Source organism: Streptomyces sp. NPDC048603 (assembly GCF_043199475.1).
GTDB lineage: Bacteria > Actinomycetota > Actinomycetes > Streptomycetales > Streptomycetaceae > Streptomyces.
Map to the genome: position 1 here is coordinate 147,524 of NZ_JBICVY010000009.1, position 24,783 is coordinate 172,306.

At 71.5% G+C, this 24,783-nt stretch carries 23 protein-coding genes and 1 pseudogene; 11 read left to right on the plus strand and 13 right to left on the minus strand.

Translation table 11 applies throughout. The annotated features are described in order from the left end of the window. The first annotated feature begins 13 nt into the window (after window positions 1-13). Both ACGFQ9_RS23395 and ACGFQ9_RS23400 read left to right on the plus strand, forming a co-directional pair. Complete coding sequence (locus ACGFQ9_RS23395) at window positions 14-1,213, plus strand: alkene reductase (RefSeq protein WP_393576213.1); 1,200 nt, start codon at window positions 14-16, stop codon at window positions 1,211-1,213. Between the two features lie 96 nt (window positions 1,214-1,309). Next, window positions 1,310-1,696: an ASCH domain-containing protein gene (locus tag ACGFQ9_RS23400; protein WP_393576215.1), complete on the plus strand. Its 387-nt coding sequence runs from the start codon at window positions 1,310-1,312 to the stop codon at window positions 1,694-1,696. Between the two features lie 57 nt (window positions 1,697-1,753). On the opposite strand, the pseudogene ACGFQ9_RS23405 reads toward ACGFQ9_RS23400, so the two are convergent. Then, window positions 1,754-1,912: pseudogene (locus ACGFQ9_RS23405) on the minus strand (IS630 family transposase); the annotation flags it as partial. Window positions 1,913-1,939: 27 nt separating this feature from the next. Then, window positions 1,940-2,494, minus strand: a complete 555-nt coding sequence (locus ACGFQ9_RS23410) for a flavoprotein (RefSeq protein ID WP_393576216.1) — start codon at window positions 2,492-2,494, stop codon at window positions 1,940-1,942. 59 nt (window positions 2,495-2,553) lie between these two features. On the opposite strand from ACGFQ9_RS23410, the gene ACGFQ9_RS23415 reads away from it, so the two are divergent. Next, window positions 2,554-2,982, plus strand: a complete 429-nt coding sequence (locus tag ACGFQ9_RS23415) for an SgcJ/EcaC family oxidoreductase (protein ID WP_393576218.1) — start codon at window positions 2,554-2,556, stop codon at window positions 2,980-2,982. 164 nt (window positions 2,983-3,146) lie between these two features. Here ACGFQ9_RS23415 and ACGFQ9_RS23420 read toward each other — a convergent pair whose 3' ends face one another. Continuing rightward, entirely contained in the window at window positions 3,147-4,544 is a 1,398-nt protein-coding gene (locus ACGFQ9_RS23420) for an MFS transporter (RefSeq protein WP_393576528.1), read from the minus strand. A 352-nt stretch (window positions 4,545-4,896) separates the two neighbouring features. Here ACGFQ9_RS23420 and ACGFQ9_RS23425 point away from each other — a divergent pair, with 352 nt between their 5' ends. The 4 genes from ACGFQ9_RS23425 (at window position 4,897) to ACGFQ9_RS23440 (ending at window position 8,310) form a co-directional block, all read left to right on the plus strand. After that, window positions 4,897-5,820 carry a helix-turn-helix domain-containing protein gene (locus ACGFQ9_RS23425; RefSeq protein WP_393576220.1) on the plus strand — a complete coding sequence of 308 codons (924 nt, stop codon included), beginning with the start codon at window positions 4,897-4,899 and terminating at the stop codon, window positions 5,818-5,820. A 3-nt stretch (window positions 5,821-5,823) separates the two neighbouring features. After that, on the plus strand, window positions 5,824-6,786 hold the full coding sequence (locus ACGFQ9_RS23430) for a sigma-70 family RNA polymerase sigma factor (protein WP_393576222.1): 963 nt from the start codon (window positions 5,824-5,826) through the stop codon (window positions 6,784-6,786). 171 nt (window positions 6,787-6,957) lie between these two features. Beyond that, on the plus strand, window positions 6,958-7,788 hold the full coding sequence (locus ACGFQ9_RS23435; RefSeq protein ID WP_393576529.1) for an NAD(P)H-binding protein: 831 nt from the start codon (window positions 6,958-6,960) through the stop codon (window positions 7,786-7,788). A gap of 72 nt (window positions 7,789-7,860) precedes the next feature. Beyond that, complete coding sequence (locus ACGFQ9_RS23440; RefSeq protein WP_393576223.1) at window positions 7,861-8,310, plus strand: DUF4240 domain-containing protein; 450 nt, start codon at window positions 7,861-7,863, stop codon at window positions 8,308-8,310. Window positions 8,311-8,344: 34 nt separating this feature from the next. On the opposite strand, the gene ACGFQ9_RS23445 is transcribed toward ACGFQ9_RS23440, so the two are convergent. From ACGFQ9_RS23445 to ACGFQ9_RS23465, 5 genes are all read right to left on the minus strand, one after another. Then, window positions 8,345-8,491 (minus strand): hypothetical protein, encoded by a 147-nt coding sequence (locus ACGFQ9_RS23445; protein WP_393576225.1) that lies wholly within the window; start codon window positions 8,489-8,491, stop codon window positions 8,345-8,347. A 51-nt stretch (window positions 8,492-8,542) separates the two neighbouring features. After that, complete coding sequence (locus ACGFQ9_RS23450) at window positions 8,543-11,827, minus strand: tetratricopeptide repeat protein (RefSeq protein WP_393576227.1); 3,285 nt, start codon at window positions 11,825-11,827, stop codon at window positions 8,543-8,545. 146 nt (window positions 11,828-11,973) lie between these two features. Next, window positions 11,974-12,351, minus strand: a complete 378-nt coding sequence (locus ACGFQ9_RS23455) for a hypothetical protein (RefSeq protein WP_393576229.1) — start codon at window positions 12,349-12,351, stop codon at window positions 11,974-11,976. Between the two features lie 209 nt (window positions 12,352-12,560). Further along, window positions 12,561-12,695 (minus strand): hypothetical protein, encoded by a 135-nt coding sequence (locus ACGFQ9_RS23460; RefSeq protein WP_393576230.1) that lies wholly within the window; start codon window positions 12,693-12,695, stop codon window positions 12,561-12,563. A gap of 188 nt (window positions 12,696-12,883) precedes the next feature. Then, a complete protein-coding gene (locus tag ACGFQ9_RS23465; RefSeq protein WP_393576231.1) occupies window positions 12,884-13,360 on the minus strand; it encodes a MarR family winged helix-turn-helix transcriptional regulator in 477 nt (158 codons plus the stop codon). Between the two features lie 173 nt (window positions 13,361-13,533). Here ACGFQ9_RS23465 and ACGFQ9_RS23470 point away from each other — a divergent pair, with 173 nt between their 5' ends. Continuing rightward, on the plus strand, window positions 13,534-13,947 hold the full coding sequence (locus tag ACGFQ9_RS23470; protein ID WP_393576233.1) for an organic hydroperoxide resistance protein: 414 nt from the start codon (window positions 13,534-13,536) through the stop codon (window positions 13,945-13,947). Window positions 13,948-14,001: 54 nt separating this feature from the next. On the opposite strand, the gene ACGFQ9_RS23475 is transcribed toward ACGFQ9_RS23470, so the two are convergent. Next, window positions 14,002-14,865 carry an arylamine N-acetyltransferase gene (locus tag ACGFQ9_RS23475; RefSeq protein WP_393576235.1) on the minus strand — a complete coding sequence of 288 codons (864 nt, stop codon included), beginning with the start codon at window positions 14,863-14,865 and terminating at the stop codon, window positions 14,002-14,004. A gap of 109 nt (window positions 14,866-14,974) precedes the next feature. Beyond that, the gene (locus ACGFQ9_RS23480) at window positions 14,975-15,253 is read right to left on the minus strand and encodes a hypothetical protein (protein ID WP_393576236.1); all 279 of its coding nucleotides are present in this window, start codon (window positions 15,251-15,253) and stop codon (window positions 14,975-14,977) included. Between the two features lie 377 nt (window positions 15,254-15,630). Here ACGFQ9_RS23480 and ACGFQ9_RS23485 point away from each other — a divergent pair, with 377 nt between their 5' ends. Then, entirely contained in the window at window positions 15,631-16,272 is a 642-nt protein-coding gene (locus ACGFQ9_RS23485; RefSeq protein WP_393576238.1) for a lipoprotein, read from the plus strand. A gap of 46 nt (window positions 16,273-16,318) precedes the next feature. Here the strand turns inward: ACGFQ9_RS23485 and ACGFQ9_RS23490 are convergent, their stop codons facing one another. Further along, window positions 16,319-16,747, minus strand: a complete 429-nt coding sequence (locus ACGFQ9_RS23490; RefSeq protein WP_393576240.1) for a hypothetical protein — start codon at window positions 16,745-16,747, stop codon at window positions 16,319-16,321. 240 nt (window positions 16,748-16,987) lie between these two features. Between ACGFQ9_RS23490 and metF the strand changes: the two genes are divergently transcribed. Further along, entirely contained in the window at window positions 16,988-18,001 is a 1,014-nt protein-coding gene (gene metF, locus ACGFQ9_RS23495; RefSeq protein ID WP_393576241.1) for a methylenetetrahydrofolate reductase [NAD(P)H], read from the plus strand. Window positions 18,002-18,017: 16 nt separating this feature from the next. On the opposite strand, the gene ACGFQ9_RS23500 is transcribed toward metF, so the two are convergent. Then, window positions 18,018-19,160, minus strand: a complete 1,143-nt coding sequence (locus ACGFQ9_RS23500; RefSeq protein ID WP_393576242.1) for an endonuclease/exonuclease/phosphatase family protein — start codon at window positions 19,158-19,160, stop codon at window positions 18,018-18,020. Between the two features lie 341 nt (window positions 19,161-19,501). On the opposite strand from ACGFQ9_RS23500, the gene ACGFQ9_RS23505 reads away from it, so the two are divergent. Next, entirely contained in the window at window positions 19,502-20,446 is a 945-nt protein-coding gene (locus ACGFQ9_RS23505) for an AraC family transcriptional regulator (RefSeq protein WP_393576244.1), read from the plus strand. 62 nt (window positions 20,447-20,508) lie between these two features. Here the strand turns inward: ACGFQ9_RS23505 and ACGFQ9_RS23510 are convergent, their stop codons facing one another. Next, window positions 20,509-24,483 carry a ricin-type beta-trefoil lectin domain protein gene (locus tag ACGFQ9_RS23510; RefSeq protein WP_393576245.1) on the minus strand — a complete coding sequence of 1,325 codons (3,975 nt, stop codon included), beginning with the start codon at window positions 24,481-24,483 and terminating at the stop codon, window positions 20,509-20,511. Window positions 24,484-24,783: the final 300 nt, after the last annotated feature.

Genomic DNA, 24,783 nt, shown 5'->3' on the forward strand with positions numbered 1-24,783 from the left:
CTACGGTAACGGCATGACGAACACACAAGAACAGACGCAGACTCAGAAGACCGGCTCCGCAACGCTGTTCGAGGCAGCCCGCCTCGGTGACCTGGAGCTCCCCAACCGGCTGGTGATGGCCCCGCTGACCCGCAACCGGGCCGGTGCCGACGGAGTCCCGGGCGAGCTCATGGAGACGTACTACGCGCAGCGCGCCTCGGCCGGGCTGATCATCGCCGAGGCGACCACCCCGAACGCGGTGGGCCAGACGTACCCGCACATCCCCGCCATCCACACTCCGGCGCAGGTGGCCGGCTGGCGCCGGGTCACGGGGGCGGTGCGCGGCGCCGGCGGCCGGATGTTCCTGCAGCTGCAGCACGGCGGCCGGGTCGGCCACCCCGAGACCAGCGGACACCGGCCCCTCGCCCCCTCCGCCGTGCGCTTCCCGGAGCAGCTGCACACCCCGAGTGGCCTCCAGGACGCGGTGGAACCCCGCGAGATGACCGCCGAGGACATCCGCTCCACCATCGCCGACTTCGCCGACGCCGCCCGCAACGCCGTCGAGGCGGGCTTCGCCGGGGTCGAGGTGCACTCCGCCAACGGCCACCTGCTGCACCAGTTCCTGGCGGGCAACACCAACCTCCGCACCGACGAGTGGGGCGGCCCGGCGGAGCACCGCATCAGGTTCGTTGTCGAGGTGGTCAGGGCCGTCGCCGAGGCCATCGGCCCGGAGCGGGTGGGCGTGCGGATCTCGCCCGGACTGATCGTCAACGCGGTCGAGGAAGGCGACACCGAGACCATCTACCCGCTGCTCGTGGCAGCCCTGGCCGAGATCGGCCCGGCCTATCTGCACGTCGTCTACGCCGACCCGGACCAGCCCTTGTACCGGCGGATCCGCAAGGCCTGGCCGGGCACCCTGATCGCCAACCCGCAGCTGTCGCGCGAGGAGCAGGCGGCCGACGGCGGCAAGCGGAAGGGCGAGCGGCTGCTCGCCGAGGGCGGCGCAGACCTGATCGCGCTGGGCCGGGGCTTCCTGGCCAACCCCGACTTCGTGGAGAGGCTGCGGACGGGCGCCTCGCTGAACGCGATCCGGCCGGAGTTCCTGATGCACGTACAGGGGGAGGAGGGCTACACGGACTATCCGGCCCTCGCTCCCGCCCTGGAGCCCGTCCCCGCTCCCGCCCCGGAGCCCGTCCCCCAGCCCGCCCCGGAGCCGGCCCTCAGCACGGCGTGATCCGTAAGACATCTCCGAGTGCTGTGACCGCGAACGTTCACTGGGTTACATGGCTTTGGGACGCGTATGAGTAGTGTTTGCCGGATGGACAACACTATGAATCTGCCGACGGAAGAAGACCTGGAGCTGGTCGAGTTCGCCCGGCGCGACGGAGCGCCGTGCTCGGCCGCGATGCAGGTCCTGTATTTCCATCGCACCTATCTCGAGGCTGTACGCACTGGGCGGAAGACGACCACGGTGCGGTTCCGCGACCCAGTGGAGACGGGCCCGGTGAACATGGTGTTCGAGTTGGATGACGAGGTAGTGCTGTCCGGTGTGGTCACTCAGATCACCTCGAAGAGCGTTGCCGAGTTGACCGAGGCGGACGCTGTCGCCGACGGGTTTCGTGATCTCGCCGAGCTGCAGGACAGGCTGCGGTTCCACTACCCCGACATCAAGTCAACCGATGACGCCACCATCGTTCACTTCCGTCTGGCGCGTTGACCAGCGGATGGCTTTCTCGCTGCGGACGCGGGCGCGTTCGCGTCGCTGGGCGGCCAGGTCGCTGATCGCGTACTCGATGCGGGCGAGCTTGGCGTCGAAGTCCGGGTCTGGGAACTCCTTCCAGGTTCTCGTGCGCTGGAAGGAGATCCCGCGGCGGGCCGGTAAGCAGCGCAGGGCCTCCCGGCTGATCCGGACAGGGCCGGCCGTGTTCCCGCGACCCGGTGAACGTTCACGGTCACAGCACTAGATCTGCCGGACTCCAGAAGCCGCCCGTCGTCCGATGGCGTCCAGCGCCGCGCCCCAGGGGAACGGACCGGGATCGTCGGTCCCCGGCGGCCCCGGGACATAGCCGGTCTCGCCGTGCAGCACCTCCACGCCCGCGCCGCGCAGCACCGCCAGGCTCTGCTCGAACTGCGGGTGCCGGGCCAGGGCTTCGTTGGCGCACGGCATCGTGACGGCCGGGGTGCCCTTCCCGAGCGCCTCGGCGGCGACACCGACGACGAAGCGGTCGGTGAGGCCGAGGGCCCACGCGTTGACCGAGTTGAAGGTGGCCGGGGCGAACAGCAGGGCGTCGGCGGTCGGCCAGACGTCGGGATCGCCGGGGAACTTGTACTGCCAGCGCACGGGATGGCCGGTCAGCGCTGCCAGGCCGTCGAGACCGCCGGCCAGCCAGTGCGCTGCCGTCGGTGTCAGGCCGAGGCAGACGTCCCAGCCGCGGGACTGGGCGTCCTCGATCACCCGGGCCACGTCGAAGACGGGCGGGGCGGCGGAACAGAACAGATACAGGGTTCGCGTCATATCAGCATGTGATCTTATGTGTTGACCTCAACAGGGGTTCAGGTTGCACCATGATCTACATGAAGACGACACCGAACGCAGACGCAGTAGTGGACGCGGCCCGTCTCGCCGACATCGAAGCGATCGGGCAAGTGGTCGCCGCTGTCCAGGCATCGCAGCGGGCCAAGGACCCGGAGGCCTTCCTCGCCCTCTTCCACCCGGACGCCCTGTGGACCACGGGCGGCGGCAAGGTCCTGATCGGCCTGGACGCCATCTCCGAGTTCACGCGCGAGGTGCTCCCGAGCGCGTCCTGGGACGGCGAGGTCACGTACGAGGTCACCCACGTGCAGTTCCTGCGTCCCGACGTGGCCGCGGTCAAGGTCAGCCAGGTGTACCACCCGACCGAGGGCGAGGGCGACCAGGGCGTGCCGCTGTACGTGATGACGAAGGACGGGGACGGCCCCTGGCTGCTCACCGCCTGCCAGAACACGGGCGTGCCCAAGGGCTAGGGCCGGCAGGCAGCGGCTTTCGTACGGTCCACGGGCACTCGGCGCGCTCCCGATCCGGTCACCACGGGCGGGTGGTGGTCCCGGTGATCGCCGCGACCATGAGGTCGCGGTCGAACCGGGGCCACCACCCGTCGGTACGCCGGGCCAGGCCCGCCGCCCATCCGTCACCAACGGCGCCCCGCCCTGGAACCGGGCCGCGGCTTCCTCCGCCCCCGCGGCCCGAGGAACCGTGCGGCAGCCAGTACGCCGGCCAGCACCAGCCCGGTGTTGACCAGGATCGCGGTCGTGATCCCGTCCATCACCTCCGCCCGGGACGCGGCGACCGCGCTCATGACCGGCGTGCCCATGGTGATGCCCACCTGCTGGGTCATGGTCGCGAGGCCGGTGGCCAGGCCCTGTTCGTGGTCGGGCAGCCCGGTGGTGGCCGTGACCATGAAGCCGACGATCACCAGCATGTTGCCGACGCCGCCCGCGAACGTGGCTCCCAGCAGCAGCCACAGGGAGGACCCGTCCGTTCCCAGCCCGGCCAGGGCGAGGGTGGCGGCGGCCTGGACCGTTCCGCCGACGACCAGGGCGCGCCGGGTGGAGCCGGCGGCGATCACCCGCGGTGCGAGTACGCCGCCGAGGACCGTGCCCAGGCCCAGCACGGAGAAGCTGAGTCCGGCGGCGAGCGGTGACCGGCCGAGGACTTCCTGCAGGTAGACGGTCATCAGGAAGACCAGGGAGGTCTCCGTCAGGAAGGCGATCAGCCCGATGGCGTTGCCCCAGGCCACGGTCCGCCGCTTCAGGACGGAGAGCGGGACCAGCGGCGAGGCGGCCCGGGACTCGACGACACGGAAGACCGCCAGCAGGACCACACCGGCCCCGAGCCAGAGCAGGGCCGGACCGTGGCCCCAGCCGTGTTCGCCCGCGAGCGTCATCCCGTAGACGAGGGCGAGCAGTCCGAGGGTCACGCTCACCGCACCCGGTACGTCCAGCCGCGGCCGGACCACCGGGCGGGATTCCTTGATGACGGCGGGGGCTACGAGCAGCACGGCCAGGGCCACCGGGACGTTGATGAAGAACGCCCACCGCCAGGACAGCAGGTCGGTCAGCAGCCCGCCCAGGACGGCTCCGGTGGTGAAACCGGCCGACATCAGCGCGCCGTTCAGGCCGAGCGCCTTCTGCCGCAAGGGGCCTTCGGGGAAGGAGGTCGTCAGCAGGGAGAGCCCGGCCGGGGTGACGGCGGCGGTGGCGAGGCCCTGCAGGACGCGGGCGGTCAGCAGCATCTCCGGGGTGGTGGCGAGACCGCCGGCGAGGGAGGACAGGCCCAGGACGGCGAGGCCGCCGAGGAAGAGGCGGCGGCGCCCGAACAGGTCGGCGATCCGGCCGAAGAGGAGGGTGAAGCCGGCCGCGCAGAGGGCGAACGACGTCGCGATCCACTGGAGGCCGGAGAGGGAGAAGCCGAGCCCCTCGCCGATGACCGGCAGGGCCACGTTCAGGATGGAGAAGTCCACGGCCAGCATGAACTGCGCGACCAGCAGCACGAGCAGGACCAGCCTCATCCTGCCGTCCAGCCGCATCTGCCCGTCCGGCTCCGTCCGACCGTCCGGCTTCGTCCCACCGTCCGGCTTCGTCCCACCGTCCGGCCGGGCCGGTGCTGCCCCGGCGTCGTGGTTCGGTACGGCCGTTCTGCGCTCCGTCATCGCCATGTCAGGCACCTTCCGTTCCAGCGAACCGTTCTCCGGTCCGGGTTCTCGGCTTCTCGGGATTCGGGTCTTCGGGACCCCGGTAACCAGAGATCCCGGGAACGACAGTGGCCCGGTCCGGCGGAGTTACCCAGAAGCCTGTTGGTGCTGGTGCCGCGGAAGGTGGCACTCGCAGGGCCACCCTTCGGCCCCCCGAACGCCGCCCTCCCGGCGCACACTTGCACCCATGGCCCGTACAGACGAAGCAGCATCCACCGGCGCGGCGACCACAGCCGCCTCACCCTCCGCTCCCGGTTCCGCCTCGGCGACCGCGCTGGGTGCGTTCCTCCGCTCGCGCCGCGACCGGATCCGCCCGGAGGACGTGGGCCTGCCCGTGCACGGCACCCGGCGGCGGGTCCCCGGACTGCGCCGTGAGGAACTGGCGCTGCTGGCCGGGGTGAGCATCACCTACTACACGCACCTGGAACAGGGCCAGAGCAGCAACGCCTCCGACGCCGTGCTCGACGCGCTGGCGCGGGCGTTACGGCTGACCCCCGACGAGCACAGCCACCTCCGCGACCTGGCCCGCCCGCCGCGCGCGCAGCGCGAGCGGGCCCCGCGGCCGGAGTACGCGCGGCCCGCGACCAGGCAGCTGCTCGCGGCCATGGACCGGGTACCGGCCGTGGTGCTGGACCGCCGCAACCACGTCCTGGCCTGGAACCCGCTCGGACACGCACTCCTCGCCGGCCACCTCGCCGCGGACAGCCCGGACCACCCCGCCGACCGGCCCAACCTGACCCGGATGCTCTTCCTCGACCTCCACACCCGCGAGCTGTACCCGGACTGGCGGACCGAGGCCCGGACCGCCCTGGCCGCGCTCCGCCTGGTGGCCGGCCGGCACCCGCAGGACCGGGCGCTGGCCGAGCTGATCGGCTCGCTGATGCTGCAGAGCACGGAGTTCGCGGAGCTGTGGTCCAGGCAGCCGGTACGGGAGTGCACGGTCGGGGTGAAGACCATGCACCACCCGGTGGTCGGACCGCTCTCGCTGGACTTCGAGACCCTGAACCTCGGCGACGGCACCGGGCACCGGATGCTGACGTACAGCGCGGCCCCGGACTCGCCCTCGGCAGCGGCCCTCGCCCTCCTGGCCGGTACGACCGCGAGGATGTGACCGATGGACAAGAACGTGAACGAGACGGGGAACGAGGCAGGGAACGAGACGGGGAACGAGACGGGGAACGGGGCGGGGCACGACCGGGACGACGACCTCCTCGCGGAGCGGTTCGAGGAGCACCGCCCCCACCTCCGCGCGGTCGCCTACCGGATGCTCGGCTCGCTCAGCGAGGCCGAGGACGCCGTACAGGAGGCGTGGTTCAAACTCGGCCGTTCCGACACCGCCGAGGTCAGGAACCTGGGCGGCTGGCTGACCACCGTCGTCGGCCGCGTCTGCCTGGACATGCTGCGTTCCCGGGTCTCCCGCCGCGAGGACCCGCTGGAATGGCCGGACGGGCGGGTACGCATCCCCGACCCCGTGATCAGCCGCGCGGACACCGTCGACCCCGAACAGGAGGTCCTGCTCGCCGACTCGGTCGGCATCGCCCTGCTGGTGGTGCTGGAGACGCTGACCCCGGCCGAGCGGCTCGCGTTCGTGCTGCACGACCTGTTCGCGGTGCCGTTCGAGGAGATCGCCCCCGTCCTCGGCCGCACCCCGGCCGCCACCCGGCAGCTCGCCAGCCGCGCCCGGCGGCGCGTCCAGGCCACGCCCACCGCCCCCGACCCGGACCTCGCCCGGCAGCGCGAGGTCGTGAGCGCCTTCCTCGCCGCCGCGCGCGGCGGCGACTTCGACGCCCTGGTGTCCGTCCTGGACCCGGACGTGGTGGCCCGGGCCGACGGCGGCACGCTGCGGCCGGGACGCCTCATGCGCGGTGCCGGAACGGTGGCCTCGCAGGCGATCACGTTCGCGGCCTTCGCGCAGACGGCGGTGCCGGTCCTCGTCAACGGGGCCGCCGGCTTCGTGGCGTTCACCGACGGCAGGCCGGTCACCCTGATGGCCTTCACCGTCCAGGGCGGGAAGATCGTCGCCATCGACATCCTCAACGACCCGGAGCGCCTGGCGGCCCTCGGCCTCACCGCGTAACCAGACGCCGTTGGACGCTCGCGTATGCAGTTGAGCTTCGGGGCTATGTTCCGTCTCACCGCCCCGAGCTTGACTGTAGTCATGAAGAACACGGAGCAGCACGCAGGGAACGCACGGAACGCAGGAAACGCGCAGACCGAACTGACCGCACTGACCTCCAAGGAGACGGACATGGGCACGAACGCGGGCACGGACAAGGCGACCCTGGTCATCGGCGGAACCGGCAAGACGGGCCGCCGTGTAGCCGAGAAGCTCACCGCGCAGGGCCGCCGCGTCCGCATCGGCTCCCGCAGCGCCACCCCCGCCTTCGACTGGAACGAGCCCGCCACCTGGGGCCCGGCCCTGGAGGGCGTCGACCGGGTGTACGTCACCTACTACCCCGACCTGGCCTTCCCGGGCGCCGCCGACCAGATCGGCGCCTTCTCCGAGCTGGCGGTGGCCTCCGGCGCACGGCGCCTGGTGCTGCTCTCCGGGCGCGGCGAGGAGGCCGCCGCGGCCGCCGAGGCCCGGCTGCAGGCGTCCGGCGCCGACTGGACCGTCGTCCGTGCCAGCTGGTTCAACCAGAACTTCGACGAGAGCTTCTTCCTGGAGCCCGTCCTCGCCGGCGAGATCGCCCTCCCGACGGCGGATGCGGTCGAGGCCTTCGTCGACGCCGACGACATCGCCGACGTCGTGGTGGCCGCGCTGACCGACGACCGCCACATCGGCAAGGTCTACGAGCTCTCCGGCCCGCGCCTGCTCAGCTTCAGCGACGTCGCCGCGGAACTGTCCAAGGCCACCGGCCGCGAGATCGCGTACGTCTCCGTCACCAACGAGCAGTACCGCGCGGTGCTGCGCGAGAACGGGCTCCCGGAGGAGTTCGCGGACCTCTTCACGATGATCCTCGACGGTCGCAACGCCCACCTGGTGCACGGAGTCGAGCAGGCCCTCGGCCGCAAGCCGAAGGACTTCGCGGACTACGCCCGCGAGGCCGCCGCCACCGGCATCTGGGACCTGGCCTGAAAGGAACGGCACGGGGCGGCCGACTCGGGAGACCGGGTCCGCCCCGTCACGGCCGTCCGCCATGCTGCGGGCATGGACGAGAACGCCTTCTGGGATCTGCTGGAGGACTGCCGCCCCGTCGGGCCGGACCCGGACGCCGACCTCCTCGCGGCGGCGCTGACGGTGGCCCTGTCGACGGGCCCACTGCACCGCGTGGTCGCCTTCGCCGAGTGGCTGTCCTGGCTGCTGTACCGGCTCGACCGCCGCGAGTACGGCCGAGGCCTCCCGGGGGACGTCTTCCTCCACACCCGGTGCGCGGTGGTGGCGGCCGGCCGCGCGGCGTACGAGTCCGTACTGGCCGATCCGGCCGAGTTCGCCCCGTACGCCGAGTGCCCGGCCCGGGCGGAGGACCTCCTCTACGTCCCCGACCAGGCGTACGAACACCTCACCGGCGAACAGTGGCCCCGCGCCACCCGCTACTCCTACGAGTCCTTCACCAACCGCGACGGCTGGTCGGGCGCCTGGCTCGGCGGCGGAGCCTGAGGGCCCGCCGCCGGCCCCTGCTTCACAAGCCGTGCTACTTCGCCGGGCCGAAGCCCTTGACCGACGGGTGCGGGGTCGCGGTGCCGGTACCGGGGAACGTGCGGAACTTCCCGGCGGAGTCCACGGCCCACAGGTCCGGGATCCGGTCGCCGGTCAGGTCGCCGACAGAACCCACACGCACCCTTTCGAGCCGAACCGCAGTGAGATCGGTTGCCCAGCTCCGCAGGCGGGATCATCCGGCGGTGGGCATCGCGCGGCCGGAGCGCTCGGCTTTCGCGTACTGGTCCAGCAGCTCGTTGTACGTGGTGGATGGGAGTGCCGAGCCACCTTGGCGCAGGGCGTCCCGGAAGTCTCGGGTGGCCTCGGTGACGTAGTGGTCGGGGCCCAGGAGTCGCAGGCAGTCGTTGAAGAGCGCGGCGAAGACGACGAGGCCGTCGGCTGGGGCGCGGTCGCGCCGGGTCCGCACCTCGGCCAGGCAGCCGCGGAACATCAGCGAGCCGAGGTGGTCGGGGCCCCAGATTCGCAGGGCCGCCGGCAGCAGGTCTTCGTACGCGGTGGCCGACCCGGCGAAGTCTTCGCTGTCCGCGAGCAGCTTGGCGTAGGTGGCGCGAACGGGAAGGGTCTCGATATGGTCGGGCGGCATGAGCCGCTGGTAGTCGCAGAGCAGCTCGCGGCACTCCTCGGCCGCCCCTGCCGGGTCGCCTGCCTCCGCCCGGCAGTCGAGCAGGCGGCCGCGCATGTCGAGCGTCCTGGGATGGTCGGAGCCCAGGACCCGCGCGCAGTCCGCGATCAGCTCCTGGTAGACCGGGATCATCGTGTCCGCCTCCGCGTCGTCGGAGCGGCAGTCGGCAAGGGCACTGCGCAGCCGGAGGGTGTCCGGGTGGTCCGGGCCCAGCACCCGGCGGTGCACGGCGATCAGGTCCTCGTACGCCACGAGGGCCGCGGCCGTGTCGCCCGCTGCGTGCAGCTTCTTGGCGAGCAGCTCACGGGTGCGCAGGGTCTCTGGATGGTGCGGGCCCAGTACCCGGGCCATGTCTCCCTGCAGTTCGCGGAGGTCGGCGACCGCCTTGGAGTGGTCGCCTGCCGCGCCGCGCAAATCGGCCAGATCGACGCGGGTCGCCAGGGTGAGGGGGTGCTCGGGGTCCAGGGCCCGTCGGCAGTCGGCGAGCAGCGCGGCGAACTCCTCGGCTACCTGGCCCGGGTCGCTGATCAGGCCCTCGATACCGAGGAGGATGCTGCGGTGGAGCAGGACGTCAGGGTGGTCGAGACCCCAGAGTGCGCCCAGGGCGGCAATCATCTCCTTCAGGGCCTCGGCGGCGGCGACCGGATCGCTCTCCACAAGGCCGCGTTGCCACATCCGGAGGAAGCCGCGGTGGCTGATGACAAGTGGGTGGTCAGGCCCGAACGTCTGCTCCAGCAAGCGGGCCGACTCGTCGATGCCGGACGGTGCCGCGGTGGAGTCTCCCGCCTTGTCGCGCAGCAGCCCCAGGGAGAAACGGGCACGGGAGACGTCGATGTGGTGAGCGCCCAGGACCCGCACAGCGTCGTCGATCATGTCCGCCAGTTCGGCGGCGGCTCCGGCCGGATCTCCGGCGGCGGCACGCCAGTCGGCCAGCTCGTGCCGCACTACCAGGGTGCGGTGATCGTCGTGGCCGAACTCCGCCAAGTGGTCGGCGAGTAGTTCCTCGTACAGCGCTCGGGCCCCCGCCGGATCGCCCGCCCTCCCCCGCAGGCGCGCGAGCTCTCCGCGGACCTCCAGGGTCATGTCGGCGAAGGGCCCCAGGTGCGTCCGGCAGTCGGCGAGCAGACGCTCGTACAGGGCGGCGGCGCGCGGCACGTCCGCCATCTGGCGGCGCAGGGAGGCGAGTTTGCCGCAGGCCGCGAGGGTGTCGCGGTGGAACGGGCCGTGGACGCGGCGCTGGTCGGCGAGCAGCTCCTCGTGCGCGGCGAGCGCACCGGACAGGTCGCCGCCTACGGCTCGGGCGTCGGCGAGAGCGCCGCGCGCGTCGAGGGTGGTGAAGTCGTCCGGCCCGGCCAGACGCGTGCAGTCCGCGACCAGCTCCTCGTACGCCGCCACGGCTTCCGTGGGGTCCTTGACGATGGCCAGCAGGCGGAGGGAGTTGCTGCGACAGGTGAGGGTACGGGGGTAGCCGGGGCCGTATTTCTGCGCGGAGGCGGCCGCGAGCTGCCGGTAGTGGTCCATCGACGCCTGGTAGAAGCCCGCGCGGCCGAGGCTCTGGCCGAGCCGGAGTAGGACCTCGTGCACATCGTGGTCCGACCACAGCAGGTGCTCGTCATGGGACCGCAGCGTCTCGGTGTTGGCGCGGAACCGCTGGCCGGTGGCGAAGTCACGTTCCGTCTGTGGCCAGGCATGGAGCAGGGCGTCGGCCGCCGCCCGGACGGTCCGGGCCAGCAGTTCCGGCGGAACCTGTTCGCGCACACTACGCTGCACCAGCCCATGGACCTGAACAGGCTGGCCTGGCGCGTAGGTGACCAGGCTGAGCCGGTGCAGGGCGTGCAGTGCGCCTGCAGCGTCCTCGGTTGTGGTGGGGATTGGTTGCTGGCTGCCGGCGGTGCCGGCGGTGTCGGGGGTGCCAGGGGTGCCAGGGGTGCGGTGGTGGGTGAGGTGGGTGAGGGCGGGTCGGCTGGTCAGGACATCGGCGGGGATGCCGTTGGGGTCAAGCACCGCAGCGAGTTGGAGCATGGGGCGGGCCAAGCCGGCGGGGTGGAGCCGATCGGCGTGTTCGATGGACAGGGACCAGGTGGCCGCCACGGTGACGGCTTGGTCGTCGGGCAGGGCGCTGGGTTCGGGGAGCAGGTCGGCCAGTTTCCTGAGCCGGTCGGCCAGAAGACGGCGGTAGCGGGCGCAGGTGACGGCGGCGTCGATGATGTAGGCGGCGGCCTGGGCCAAGGCGAGGGGCAGGTGTCCCAGGTCGGCCGCGAGGCTGTTGATCTGGTCGGTGGGTTCATGGCGGTCATGCGCCGCGAGTACGGCGGTGAAATAGGCGGCGGCATCCTGGGGGGTAAACAAGCCCACGGTCACCAGGCGTCGGCCGGCGCCGGTCAGGGCGGACTCGCGGCGGCGCGTGGTGACCAGGACACGGCCGCGCGGGCTGGCAGGCGGCCACCAGCCACGCATATCGGCCGGATCCGCGACGCCGTCCAGTACGACCAGCCACCGGCACGGCTTCTGGCCGGCTTTCGGCTCCAACCATGCCAGGAACGCCTGCGCGGCCTTCTCAGGGTCGCTGGGGTCGGCGGCCAGGAGCTCGACGCCGGCCTGCGCGTAGCCGGCCGTGACCGCTGAGCGGCTGCTCGCGCTGATCCACACCAGTACGTCGACCCCGCCGCTGTCCCAGGCGGTACGGGCGTAGTCGGCAGCCAGCTGCGTCTTGCCCACCCCGCCGGTCCCGGTCAGGACCTGGCTGAGCACCGCAGTACCCCCGCTGTCGACCATCGCCCGCAGCTGGTCGGCCTCGGCCCGGTGCTGGAACGACAGGGCGCGGGGTGGGAGCACGCCGACCTGGTGTGGCCAGGCGGCGGGTGTGCGGGGCGCAGCGTGGTGGTGGACTTGCCCGGCGTAGCCGACGGCGACACTGCCGTGGTCGGCGAAGATGCTGCCGAAGTTGTGAGTCGGTGCGGCCGAGGCGGTACCGGGTGCGCTCAGTCCTGGTGCGGACCCGGCTGGGAGGGGTTTCCCAGTGTCACATTCCCCATGGTCACAGCGGCAGCGGACCCGTGATCGGACCGGACGTGCACGTTCCCGCCCACGGCCAGACCGCTCTGGCCGGCCGACACGCTGCGGTGGGAGGTCTGTTGGGCCAGCAGGGTGCGCAGCTCATCCACGACCCGGTCCCGCTCGATGTCCTCCAGACCTTCCAGCAGGGCCTCGATCCGGCCCTGCCACGCGGCCTCCTGACGGATGCGCATCCGCTCCATCTCGGCCGGCCGCGCTGCCTCCAGCTCGCCCGCGGTCTGATCGAGGCGCTCCAGCTCGGCGTGCTCGCGCTGCGGATTTCCCCGGCCGAACCAACGGGCCACCTGCTGGCGGACCCCTGTCCATGCATCTGTGCCTGCGGCCTGCACCACCGCAGTGCCTCCCGCCGCAGCCAGCGCAGTCATTGCCTCCGACAGCATCCTCGCCCCACCCCCTGAGAGATCAGTCTGAACTGGAGCACGCACCTGCACCGACACCGGTGCCTTCACCACGCCACTCCATCAGACACGCACCGCCGTTGTCCCTGGTTCCGTCAAGAAAGGCGGCCGATGGCGCACGCGGCCTGTGCCTTGCGGGCCTTGTCACCTTCGCCGTCGAGGTAATCGAGGAAGTTGAACCAGCCGCCGTCGTCTTCGGTGAGGGCAGTCACCTGCTGGGCGCCGAACATCGCGACCTCGGCGCCGGTGCCGCCACGGACGCTGTTGCCGTGGCTGATCGCACGGTCCTGGATCTGGGCATGGCAGGAGCCATGTGAGAGGTCCCCCCTTCTGGTCGCAGCACCGCGGTGTGTGATGTGCGTGGCGCAATGTGCCAGAAGTATTGGCAGAGAGGACGGCGACATTGCCGGCCGAAGGCTCAGAGACCGGATTCCGTCGCCGCGTCCAGGGCCGTGGTCAGGCGGTCCAGGCGGGACTGGAGGTCGCGGATCTCGGCGAGCTGGAAGCCGGTCGCGGTGGCGATGCGGCGGGGGACCTCCGCGGCGCGGGCGCGGAGGGCGGTGCCGGCCTCGGTGAGGTGGGCGTGGACCGAGCGCTCGTCCTCGGTGCTGCGCTCGCGGCGGATCAGGCCGGTCGCCTCCAGGCGCTTGAGGAGCGGGGACAGGGTGCCCGAGTCGAGCCGCAGGTGGCGGCCGAGCTCCTTGACCGGCATCTCGCCGTGCTCCCACAGGACCAGCATCACCAGGTACTGGGGGTAGGTGAGGCCCAGGTCCTTCAGGACGATCCGGTAGAGGCCGCCGAAGGCGCGGGTCGCCGCGTTCAGGGAGAAGCAGATCTGGCCGTCGAGGCGGAGAAAGTCCTGGTCGGCGGGGGTGGCGGTCGGCAGCTCGGTCATGGGGGCCAGTGTAGCGCGGGGAGAGCTGCGGGCGATTGAGTTGTGCACAACTGAATTGTGTGCCATCTTTGTGGCCGGGCCGGTCCCGCAAACGGGGCCGGATCCACGAACGGGGCCAGGCCCGTGAACGGGGCCGGGCCCCGATCCCAGTGATCTCAGAGAGGAACCCTCCGATGGACGCGCTGTACACCGCTGTCGCCACCGCCAACGGCCGGGAAGGCCGTGCCGTCAGCTCCGACGGTCAGATCGACCTCGCGCTGGCGATGCCGCCGGCGCTCGGCGGCAACGGCCAGGGCACCAACCCCGAGCAGCTGTTCTCCGCCGGATACGCCGCCTGCTTCGCCAGCGCGCTCGGCCTCGTCGGCCGGCAGGCCAAGGTCGACACCAGCGAGGTCTCCGTGACGGCCGAGACCTCCATCGGCAAGGAGGCGGACGGCGGCTTCGGCCTCGCCGTCACGCTGCGCGTCGAGCTGCCGGAGGAGCTGGCCGGGGAGACGGGCGCCCTGCTGGTGAAGAAGGCGCACGAGGTGTGCCCGTACTCCCGTGCCACCCGCGGCAACATCCCCGTCGAGCTCGTCGTCGAGTAACAGCGGGTCGATAGGTCATAAGGTCGATAGGCCATAGGTCGATAAGTCGACAGGTCAGCGGGTCGGGGGAGCGGGCGGGGCGTCCGTACGGTCCGGGACGCGGGGCAGGCGTACGCCGAACAGCTCGCGGTAGGCGGCCAGCAGCTCCGCGTCGTCCTCGACGACCCGCACCGTACGCTCCCCACCGGCCGTCGGCGTCGTGATCAGCCGGCGGCCGCTGAGCGTGATCCGGCCGCCCGACTCGGTGACCCGCGAGCAGAGCGGGGCGCGGGTGAAGTGCGAGTCGGGAGAGGTACCGGTCCACCAGGCGGCGGCGGAGAAGTCGTCCATGGCGCGCGGACGGGTCTCCACGCGGTAGACGGGCTTGCCGTCCTTGAGCACGACGAGGTCGCCGCCGGCCGGGCGGTCCTCGGCGTCCTCACCGGCGGCCGCGACCGTGCCCTCGCCGTCCTCCGCCGGGACGATGCGGAACACCCCGGCCGGGTCCTGCTGGTCACCGCGTTCGTCGAAGGCGATCGGGTGGTGGATGTGGTCGCCGAACCCGACGTCGGCCAGCAGGCGCTGCCCGTCCGCCGTCTCCACCAGCAGGGCGAGGTGGCCGTACGGGATGCCGGGTGCGCCGTCGTCCATGTACACGCGGACCGACAGGAACCGCACCCGGTAGCCGAGCGCGCGCAGCAGCGCGCCGAAGGCCCCGTTCAACTCGTAGCAGACACCGCCGCGCTCCTGGTCCAGGAGCTTGGCGAGCAGGTCCTTCCCGTTCAGGGAGATCTGCCCGCCGAGGTGCAGGTCGAGGTTCTCGAACGGGATGGTGTGCAGGTGGCGGAAGTGCAGGTCGCTGAGCGCCGCGGCGGTGGGTGCGGCCGGGCGCTCGGCTCCGATGCGGCGCAGGTAGGCACCGAGGGTCGTCTCGTCCATGATCCTCAGTCTCGGCGCCCGATGGCCCCGGCATCAACTGCCTTTGGGGCCGGTGTCGTTGCTGCAGGTGTCGCTGCTGTCGTCGTTACTGCCGTTGCTACTGCAGTTGCTACTGCCGGGCCACCTTGCACGCCTGGGCCGCGACGCCTTCGGTGACGCCCGCTCCTTGGAGGCCGCTGGTGCAGGTGGTCTCCTCTTCGCTCTGGCCCTGATAGCACGCCTTCTTGACGGCGTCCGTGATCTGCACGTTCTGTTGCATGAGATGTTGCACGCAGTCCTCGCTGTCCGCGTGGGCGGCCGGGGCGGCGAAAACGACACCGCCGACGGCGAGGGCCAGGCCGGCGAGGATGCCGGGGATACGGGCCGGGGTACGGGCCGACGTACGCATGCGGATGCACCTGCTCTCTCTCGGTCGGTCACGGGATCGGCGAGTGCGCCGGACCACGGGCGGGGGCGACGCGGAGCAGGCTGTCCGAGGGGCGAGCGGGCTGTCCGAGGGGCGGCCGGCTCGACACATCGTTCACCCTCGCCCTTCCCACGCTAGGCACGCCCACTGGTCCACGCACCTCAAACCTTCCGGCCGTGCTCGGGACGGCGGGGCCTGCGCAGCGGCGGCCTGCCCCGTGACCTGCTAGGTTGACGGCTCTTTTGTCTTTCGGTTCACAGGTGGTTCCGGTGTTTTCGGGTGGGGGAGTACGGGCGATGCGGCGTGGGGCGGTACGTACGGTTCGGGCGGCTGCGGGCGCGATCGGGGCGGGTGTCCTGGTGGCGGGACTGACGGCCTGCGGGTCCTCGGAGCCGGAGACGGCGAAGGCGGGAGGGAACGCCCAGGACCCGAAGCCGGCCGCGTCCGGCACGGCGAGCCCCGCCACGAGCCCCGCCGCGGGCGCCAAGGCCGGCGGATCGGTGGGCGGCGACGGTACTCCCTGCCGCCTGCCCGTCTCCTTCGACCTGGCCAAGGACTGGAAGCCGAAGGCGGTCACGCACGCCGCGGACGACCAGTTCGCCTCGCTGTTCAAGCAGGGCGGGATGACCCTCGCCTGCGAGATCGACGCCAAGCCCGCCGGCAACATCGGCTTCCTGCGGGTCTGGGTCGCCGACAAGCCCGCCGCGCCCGGGGAGGCCCGTAAGGTGCTGGAGTCGTTCATGACCGGCGAGAAGGCCAAGGGCGCGCCCGCCTACACCGACCTAAAGGCCGGCACCGGCGGCTCCACACTGCCCGCCGTGCAGGTCGCGTACGAGACGGCCCCGCTCGACGAGCCGAAGAAGGAGAGCGCCTTCGCCGTCGTCACCCCGGGCGGCGCGGCCGTCGTCGTTCACCTGGGCGGGCTGGACACGGCCGAGCACGAGCAGATGCTCCCCGCCTACCGCCTGGCCCAGCAGTCCCTCAAGGCGGGCGCCCGGTAGGCGAGCGGCACGCGTGCCCCCGGTGTGCAGGAGCACACCGGGCGGCTCACTGGCGCGGCGTACGGTGCGACTCCCGCCGGTACTTCTCGCCCGTGCCAGAGTCATGGGTGAGCCGGAACCACTTCCCGCCCTTCCGGGCCACCCGGATCGTGCAGGGCCGGAAGCCCTCCCCGGCCGGGCGGAAGACGATCTCCGCGCCGTCCGCCCACGTCCAGCGGCCGGTGCCGGACACCCGGCGCTCCGGGCTGAGGCCGCTGCCCGGAGCATCGCATCCGGGGTCGAGGCTGATGTTGTACGCGGTGAAGTCGCCGTTCGGCGCGAAGAGCAGCTCCCCGCCCTCCGTACTGCCCCACCGGCCGCGCACATCGGAACGGTCGAAGCGGAGGCCGAAACCGGAGCGGAGGTCATCGGACAGTACGTACCCGCCGATCCCGCCGCCCGCCACCACCACGACCGCGGCCGCCGCCCAGCTCACAATCCTGCCCCGCCGCTTCACTTCTTCGCCCCCCGGACCTGCGCGTACGTGTCGTCCGTACGCCCCCGCCCGTATGACCCGATTTCGAGCGACTCCGTTGCTCCGACCTCGAAGAATCACGGAATCTGATCGCGATTCAGCACACGGAGGCCAATACTCGAGTCACGCCGAGTACTTGTTTCACGCCGAACGGCGACTGACAGGACACCGACAGGACACCGACACCCAGGGAGTCTGACCATGACGACCGCGACCGCGACCGCAACCGCGACCGCCCTGGCCGCCGCCCCGTCCACCACGACCCCGAACGCGCGCCCGTCGACGACCGTGACGACAGCTGCGACGACAACTGCGACGACAGCTGCGGTCCCGAGCGCCGGCCCCAGCGTGCGCGAGCTGCTCGCCCAGGGCCGCCGGTCGTTCTCCTTCGAGTTCATCCCGCCCAGAACGGACGCGGGGGAGCGCACGCTGTGGGACACCGTCCGCCGGATCGAATCCCTCACCCCGTCCTTCGTCTCCGTCGCCTACGGTGCCGGCGGCTCCTCCCGCGGCCGCACCGTCGAACTGACCAAGCGGATAGCCTCCGACACCACCCTCCGCCCCGTCGCCCACCTCACCGCGGTCGGCCATTCGGTCGCCGAACTGCGCCGCATCATCGGCCAGTACGCGGACGCCGGCATCCGCGACGTCCTCGCGCTGCGCGGCGACCCGCAGGGCGACCCCCGCGCCGAGTGGGCCCCGCACCCAGAGGGCCTGACCCACGCCCACGAACTGGTCTCGCTCGTCCGGAGCCTCGGCGACTTCACGGTCGGCGTGGCGGCCTTCCCCGAACGCCACCCCCGTTCCGCCTCCTGGACCGATGACATCCGGCACTTCGCCGCCAAGTGCCGGGCCGGCGCCGACTACGCCGTCACCCAGATGTTCTTCCACGCGGAGGACTACCTGCGGTTCCGTGACCGGCTCGCCTCCGTCGGCTGCCTGACCCCGGTCATCCCCACGATCATGCCGGTCACCGACCACCACCGGATCGCCCGCTTCGCCGAGCTGGCCAACGCCCGCTTCCCCCAGGAGCTCGCCGCCCGCCTGGAGGCCGCCCGGCACCATCCCCAGACCGGCCACCGCATCGGCGTCGAGTACGCCACCGCCATGGCCGGTCGTCTGCTCGCCGAGGGCGCCCCGGGCCTGCACTACATCACCCTCAACCGCTCCACGGCCTCCCTGGAGATCCACCGCAACCTGGGCGTCGGCATCTGAATCCGACGCGGGCCGCTCAGCGCAGCCGCAGCCGCAGCACGCTGCTGACGCCGGCGTGGTCGGAGGGCCACAGACCCGAGGGTGTGCGGTCGGCCGGCTCGTGCCCCACTCGCCGGCTCGTCAGGGCGGTGATGTCACCTCGGAAGAGCACGTAGTCGATGCGCTGGGTGAGACCGGAGGTGGAGTTCCGCAGGTCGGGCGCCTGGCAGCAGGTGAATCCGGAGTCGCGGCCCCGCCGGGCCCGCCAGGCGTCGGTGAAGCCGGCCGCCAGGAGGCGGTCGTAGCTCTGGGTGTCCGTCTCCGGCTGGGCGCCCACCCCGCCCGCGGCCGAGTTGAGGTCGCCGAGGAGCACGGTGGGGAGCGCGGTGTTCAGCGGGCCGGCGAGCAGTTCGCCCGCCTGCGCCTCCTGGACCGTACGGGAGAGCGGCTCCAGATGGGTGCTGACCACACGAGCGGTGCGGCCCCTCACGGTGGCATCGGCCGCGACCCAGCCGCGCTCGACCCGGATGGGGACGTTGGCGGGCGGGACACAGCCGAACGTCGGGCGGCAGACGGGTACATGGGCCTGGAACCGGGCCGCCTGGGCATTGGCCACGGAGAAGACGCGGGCGGGCAGGTCGGTGCGCGCCAGCAGCACGTCGCGGTCGGTCAGCCGGACGTCCTGCAGTCCGGTGGGCGTGGACCGGGGGGCCTCGAAGTCGCTGCCGACGGTGATGGCGGCCACGGCCGCGTAGTGCTTGCCCCGGGCGGCGAGCCGGTCCAGGAGGATCTCCAGGAAGTCGTACTCGACATGGGTGGCGGGTCCCGGCCCGGCGGGGGTCTGGCTGCGCCACAGCACGGCTTCCTGCAGGCCCACGAGATGGGGGTCGCTGTCGGCGATCTCGTCGGCCAGCGCCTCCGCGCGCTCGGGGAAGTTCGTCGCCCGGACGTTCGCGAACACCGCGGTCACCGCGGCGACGAGCGACTGCGGGCCGGTGGCGGCGAGGACGGGCGCGAGATCGCCACCCAGGTAGAGGTTGCGGGTCAGGACCCGCAACGGGACCGACGGCGCACCCGAGGCCGGGGTGCCCGAGGCCGCCGCGCCCGAGGCCGGGGTGAGCGAGCCGGGTGCCAGGAGGACCAGCGCACCCAGGACGGCGATGAACCAACGACGCATCATGCAGCCAGATCTTTCGCCGAAGTGCGGACGCGTACGCGCGCCTCCGCGGAAATCCAGGACGAACGACCGCATACGGTGATCCGGACGTAGGCCGTGTGGCCGACCGCCTCGACCCTCGAACCGCGCGACCGCGACCGGGTAACCGCCCGAGAAGGCAACTGCCCGACCGGGCAACTGCCCGACCGGGCAACTGCCCGACCGGGCAACTGCCCGACCGGGCAACTGCCCGACCGGGTAACCGCCCGACCGGGCAACCGCCGACGCCCCGGTGAGCGGCGTACGCATGCCCTTGGGCGCCAGGACCATGGCCCCACCCCGCCCCCCTCGGCGAGGATGACCGCATGGACACTCTCACCGGCCTGCTGGAGGGCCCCAAGGCACGCGGCGCCTTCCTCCTCAAGTCCGTCCTCAACCCGCCCTGGGCGCTGCGGATCGAGGACCGCGCCCCGCTGTCGGTGGTGACGATGGTGCGCGGGGAGGCGTGGCTGCTCCCCGACGGCGGGGCGGCCCCGGTGCGGATCGCGCCCGGCGACGTGGCCGTCGTACGGGGCCCCGACCCGTACACCGTCGCGGACGCCCCGGACACGCCCGTCCAGATCACCGTCGGCCCCGACCAGCGCTGCAGCACCGGCGCCGGCGAGGACGTCACCGACACCATGGCGCTGGGCGTCCGTACCTGGGGCGACGGGCTCCAGGACGCCGGCGCCTCGGTCATGCTCAGCGGCATCTACCAGGCCCCGGGCGAAATCGGCCGCCGCCTGCTCGGCGCACTGCCACCCCTCCTGGTCGCCCGGTCCGGAGACAGCACGTGCAACGTCCTCATAGGTCTCCTCGCCGAGGAGATGAACAAGGACGAGCCCGGCCAGGAGATCGTCCTGGACCGCCTGCTCGACCTGCTGGTGATCGGCGTGCTGCGCGGCTGGCTGTCCGCCCCCGACTCCGGGGCCCCGGCCTGGTACCGCTCCCAGAGCGACCCGGTGGTCGGCCCGGCCCTGCGCATGCTCCACGAGAACCCGGCCCACGGCTGGACCGTCGAGGAACTCGCCCTCAAGGCCGGCGTCTCCCGAGCCTCCCTCGCCCGCCGCTTCACCACCCTGGTCGGCGAACCCCCGATGGCCTACCTGACCGGCTGGCGCCTCGCCCTGGCGGCCGACCTCCTCCGCGAACCCGACGCCACGGTCGCCACCGTGGCCCGCCGAGTCGGCTACAGCAGCGCCTTCGCCCTCTCCACGGCCTTCAAACGAGTCCGCGGCATGAGCCCCCAGGAGTACCGCACGTCCCTCTGAACCGGAACGCGACGGAGCCCGGCCGGTGGCATACCGGCCGGGCTCCGTGGTTGCCGACTGCCCTACGTGGTCAGCGTCGGCACCGGAAGCGGAGCGGTACCGAGAGCGGGCACGGTCCAGCGCTGGGCGGCCGTACCGTTGCAGTCCCAGAGCTGCACCCGGGCACCGGGACTGGTGTTGGCCTGGGGCAGGTCGAGGCACCGGCCGGACACCGGATTGCGGATGCTGCCGTCGGCCCGCGGGAGGAACCGCTGCTCAGGTGTGCCGTTGCAGGTCCACAACTGGATGGGTGTGCCGGCGCCGGTGCCTGCGTTCTCGGCGTTGAGGCACTTGCCCTGGACGCGGACGGTGCCGTCGTGGTGGAAGTGGAACTGCTGGGGGCCTGTGCCGTTGCAGGACCAGATCTGGATGGCGTTGCCGTCGTCGGAGCCGCCGCGGTCGTTGTCGACGCAGGCCGTCGCCGTGGCGGAGAGGGCGATCGGGCTGGTCGAACCGGGGGCGGTGCCGGCTGCGGCGTAGGAGTAGTGGGCGAGGTTGCTGATGCCGCCGGTGTAGCCGCCGGCGGTGTCGAGCTGACCGTCCCTCTTGTAGCGCCCGAGGACGAGCGGGCCGACGGGGGCAGTGCTGTCGGTGGCCTTGTGCTGGCCGGTGGCGGCCAGGGCGCCGTTGACGTACAGGCGCATCTGCCCGGTGCCCGCGTCGTAGACGGCGGTCAGCCGTGTCCAGGCGTTGGGGATGACACGGTTGGCGTCGTTGGCGGTGCTGGTCCAGTCGTAGTTCCAGCCGTCGGCGTCCCCTCGGGCGAGGGCGAACACCCATGTCTTGCCGGCGGCGTCGGGGTAGATCATGAAGCTGCTCGAAGTGTTGGCGTCCTGGGATACGGCGACACCGCTGGAGGCGGATGCCTTGGTCCAGAAGCTGAGGGTGAAGCTCTTGCGGGTGTCGACCACCGGTCCGGCGAGGGTGGCCCTGGAGCCGCTGCCGCTGAAGGCGGCGTACGGCGTGCTGGTACCGCCGATGGTGGCCGTCGGCCAGGTGACCTCGGACGTGGGACTGACCGTCGCGTCGTCACCGATCAGCTTCCACTGCGCGGTGGGCCGGCTGAGGTTGCCGAGGGAGACCGGGGTCGGGTCGAAGCCGGTGACGGTCGGGTGCAGGACCGTGGTGCCGTTGGGGGCCGTGCCGGTTCCGCGGAAGGCGACGAGCTGCTGCCTGGTGTCGACGGCCCACAGGTCGGGGATGCCGTCACCGGTGATGTCGCCGTCGGAGCCCACACGGGGGTAGGCGACGGGGTCGAGGTCGATGCCGGGGACGACGCCCTTGGCCGGGTCCGTCAAGCCGGTGAAGACGGGTGCCTCCGCGGTGCCGTTGTTGGCGAAAGCGTAGGCGTGGATGCTCCCGTCCGCGCCGCGGGCCCAGAGGGTCGGGTAGTTCGTGCCCTTCGCGCGGCCCGGCGCGATCAGGTCGTACGAGGCCCAGCGGGTGTCGTTCGCCGAGAGCAGGACCGCGCGGGTGTTGAGTTGTTGGGACACACCGGCAGTGCCGAGCCAGAGCCTGCCGTCCTCGACGAAGAGCAGCGAGGTCCGGGGAAGGGACTGGGGGGTCGTGTCGGTGTCACCCGTCAGGGCACCGCCGAAGGCGGCGATCTTCGAGACCTTCGACCAATCCGCACCGTAGCCGTTCGCGGCACATCCGATGGCGCCGTAACTCGTGTTCACACATCCCGTGGGCTTCGCCACCTCGAGCGGCTCTTGGCCATCGAAGCGTCCTCCCAGGTCGTCGTTCTGGTACAGGAAGAGATCCGCGCTGTGCTCCTTGTGCACGAAGAGGTCGTCCACGCTCCTGAAGGCGGTACTGCCCCGGTGCGTGAGCTGGATCTGGTTGTTCCAGCCAGCACCACCCGGAGCCGCCTTGATCACTGCCTTCGGCGCAGTGGAGGGGTCAGTGTCCTTGGCCTTGCCTTCGATGGTTCGGAGGTTTCCCGAGTTGTCGGGCAGCAGGATGTCCGCCCGCTTGTCACCGGTGACGTCGCCGAACACCGGGGCGGCACCGCTGAGGTTGGACGGGGCGTAGTAGCTGTAGACGAAGGGCTGGGACATGTTGCCCGCGTTGTCCTGGGTCTGCAGGTAGACGAAGTTGGTGCCCCACCGTGATGGTGTGATCCTGACCGTGGCCTTGCCGCCGGTGAGGGGGACGACTCCGGAGTCGGTGCAGTTCCAGTTGGCTGCCGTGGCCTGCACCGGATCCGTCGTCCACCGTGCACACGCCGGCCCCGAGGAACGGCCGCCGCTGGGGGGCGCCGGATCACTGCCGGTCAGAGTGAAGGTTCCCTCCTGGCCGGCGTACTTGGGCCGGGCGCCGATCGTGCCGGACTCGGGGAAGTCGGTGGAGGTGACGCTCGCGGTGGGCGGGGTACGGTCGACCCGGAAGTAGCACAGCGCGGTGTTCGGGCTGGTGAGCGTTCCGTCGGTGGTGTAGGCGAGCCAGCCGTAGAGGTGCCCGTCCGTCCGCGGGCCCACGTCCGCGGTGACCTCGCCGTAGCTGCTGTTCCAGCCGGTCGTGCGCAGTTCGGACTTCTGGTTGTCGTCCTCGTCCCAGATCTTGAAGGTCGTCTGCAGCTGCCGGCCGACGGCCGAGTACGTGGAGGTGGTCAAGGTGATGTTGTTGTTGGCGCCGACCCATCCCGGGTTGTCCCAGGGATTGGCGGTGCCGCGGGTCTGGCAGTCGTCGAAGGTGCCGTCCTTGGCGAAGCCCGGGGTCGGCCGGGTCCGGGGCCACCAGACGGTCGGCCGGACGTCGTACTCGACGACGACGTGCGGGTTGTTGCTGAACCGCTGACGGTAGTACTTGTTGTACTCGTCGTCCGGGGCGAGTCCGAACGTCTGGTGGTCCCATCCGCCCTGAGAAGCCGCACGCATGGTTGCGGTGACGTCGAAGGAGATGTCCCCGGTCCCTGAAACGGGGACGCTGCCGCCCAGCTTGGTGCAGCCGCCCATGCGGGACCCGGTCCCGCACGGCTGGTCGTTCCAGCTCGTCGGGTTGTCGATCACGGGCGTCGCGTACAGGCCCATCGGGGTGTTGGTCGACGGGCTGGAGGACGAGACGATCGTGGCGTAGAAGCGGGCGTCGAGGACGGTGACCTCGTAGTTCGCCTTGGTGTGGATCGCGGAGTCGATCCCGATCTTGAAGTAGGCCCGGGAGCGGCCTTCCTGGTCACACGGTGGGTTGCCCACGATGTAGCCGCAGTAGCCGGTGGCCGGCTTGTCCCGGCCGTAGTCCGTCCCGTTGAACTGGTTGATGTCCGGGTAGGCCTCCTGGACCTGGGACCATGCCTGCCGGGTGCTGTCGGCGGTGATGCCCGGGTCGATGTACCAGGGGCCGGTGCCCTCGCTCAGCAGGGCGGGGTCGGGAACCAGCTCGATGGCCTCGTTGTTCGCGGTCGTGCTGATGGGAGCGACGGCGGCTCCGCTGCCGGGGCCGTCCGGTGTGGAGCGGACCGGCGGGATGTCCCCTCCCGAGGCCCTGAGCAGGCTTGAGGGCGCCTTCGAAGTGCCGGCCGTGCCTCCCTCGGTGGAGTCCCACATCAGCGAGGTCGGGCTGGAGAAGCGGACCTTGCCCTCGTTGTCGGAGACGGTGATGTTGCCGGCTCGGTCCGAGCCCACGTTCAGGCCGTCGGCGTCGACTTCAAGACGCAGCTTCCTGACCACCGGGTTCGCAGCGGCTTCAGGAGTGTGGACGATGAGCACCTGGCGCCAGCCGCCGAGTGTGTTCGCGGTCAGGCGGAGGTCGACGCCCGGGAGCACGGACGCGTAGAGGGCGCTGTTGCCTTCGAGGGAGGGCTTGGGCAGAGGGAACGGCGCCCTGATGGAGAGTCGCTTGCCGTCGTCCGTGGTCATGGTGGCCATGGGGCCGGTACCGCCACCGGACAGTTCGAGCTCTGCGGGCGCCACCGCGGGTGACACGGTGCCGTTGGAATTCGTGCGCAGGGTCGCGTCCACGGCCCGCCAGGTTCCGTCCTGGCTCTTGACCCGTTGCACGGTGGCTGCGGAGTCCGTGGTCAGCGTGCCGCTGGGATTGGCGAAAGTCTGGGAACCCTCGGTCGTGAGGTGCTCGACCAGTACCGGTTTGCCGGTACGTCTCGCCTCCTGCTGGGCGTCCGATAACGCCTGGTCAGTGGCGGAAAGAGGAGCATCAGACGGGGGTGAGACCGCCGCCCGTCCGGTGCCCCGGCCTTCGTCCGCCGGCGCCGGCGGTGCGAGCAGCAGGCCGGCGCCGAGAGAGAGCAGTGCCGCCGCGGCGGCGGGGAGGATCGGTAGGCCGGGAGTCCGCTGCCTGCG